Source organism: Geobacillus jurassicus NBRC 107829, assembly GCF_001544315.1.
Lineage (GTDB): Bacteria > Bacillota > Bacilli > Bacillales > Anoxybacillaceae > Geobacillus > Geobacillus jurassicus.
Genome location: NZ_BCQG01000115.1, coordinates 1 through 1511, shown reverse-complemented (window position 1 = coordinate 1511; position 1511 = coordinate 1). Strand labels below are relative to the sequence as shown.

Here is a 1511-nt window from a genome sequence, read left to right as displayed (position 1 = left end):
CGAAGAAGCGCGTTTTTGATTTTCCGTTCCTGTTTGCGAAGCGTCCGTGGCGTCCATCCGTGATCATGGGTGATGTTGAGACGTTTCATGAATGATCCCGCTCCTTTTCCATAGGTTTCCTTAGGAACAGGATAACCGGAGTGTGCACCGGTTATACGAAAGTTAACTTTTTAATGAGCATGTATATAGATGGATGGATTCGACGAAGGCTGCGCATGTGCCAATGGAAAGAGTGGAAATTTCCGAGAACCAGAGTCCGAAAACGGCAAAGTTTAGGAGTGCCCAAGCAGAAAGCATATGAATAGGGAAACACTCGGAAGAAATATTGGAGAGTGGCCGCCAGTCCCATCTTGCATAAAACCCTTGGCAACTCCTATTGGGAGAGCCAAGGGCTGAAGAGTCTTTATCAACGATATGAATCTCTGCGTCAGACTTAATGGAACCGCCGTATACCGAACGGTACGTACGGTGGTGTGAGAGGACGAGGGTTAGTCACCCTCTCCTACTCGATTATATCAAAATACGACGAAGACGGCCGCCGCATTCAAAAGAACGTAAATGGTGTTGTGACCAACTACCATTATCAAGGCGACAGCCTCAACGTCTTGTATGAAACCGACACAAACGGAAATGTGGTACAATCGTATGTATACGGAGAAAACGGCCAGCTGTTGGCGATGAACAAAGGCGGGGAGACGTACTTCTACCACTACAACGCGCATGGCGATGTCATCGCGTTAACCGATGCGCAAGGAAACGTAGTGGCTCGTTACGAGTACGACACATGGGGCCAAATTCGTTCCCAAACGGGCGTCCTAGCAGACGAAAACCCATATCGCTACGCCGGATACCAATACGATGAAGAGACGGGATTGTACTACCTCATGGCCCGTTATTACCACCCAACGCACGGAGTGTTTTTATCGCTCGACCCAGACCCAGGGGATGCGGACGATATCCTGACGCAGAATGGATACACGTACGCAAATAACAATCCGGTGATGTTGGTGGATCCGGATGGGCATTGGGCGTGGATGGCAGTAGGAGCGTTAATCGGAGGAGTATCGTCGTATAAGTCTGCAAAAAGTAGAGGTCTCAAAGGTTGGAAGTTGTGGGGTTTTGTTGCAATAGGAGCTGGTTTAGGTGCTATCGGTGGAATAGGCTCAGGTGCTTATCGTGCAGCTAAAGTTGCAAGAAATATTTACAATATTACTAAGGGTCCTGCATATGTTAGAGGGAGAGCCGCGCACCAAGCATGGACAAAAGCTATGAAAAGAGTTGTTCCTGGAGGCAAATATGATAAACCATTAAGAGGTACTAAAAAACGTCCAGACCTTCAATTTTTTAGAGGAAGGGTTGTCGTTGAATTAAAACCAAAAGGTTCTTGGAAAAGAAGCTATGTAAAAAGGCAACTCAAGAATTATAAGAAAGCCGGCGCATGGATTATAATTAAGGCAAGTTATTAAAGATATTTTGGGACACACACTTAGAGTGTGTCCCTCTTTGATAGT

1 protein-coding gene and 1 pseudogene are annotated in these 1511 nt (G+C 46.6%); both read left to right on the top strand.

The window, feature by feature from the left end; genetic code table 11:
* Positions 1-188 precede the first annotated feature (188 nt).
* Positions 189-437: pseudogene (locus tag GJ1_RS19185) on the top strand (group II intron reverse transcriptase/maturase); the annotation flags it as partial.
* A 12-nt stretch (positions 438-449) separates the two neighbouring features.
* Positions 450-1466: an RHS repeat-associated core domain-containing protein gene (locus tag GJ1_RS19180; RefSeq protein WP_465253942.1), complete on the top strand. Its 1017-nt coding sequence runs from the start codon at positions 450-452 to the stop codon at positions 1464-1466.
* Positions 1467-1511: the final 45 nt, after the last annotated feature.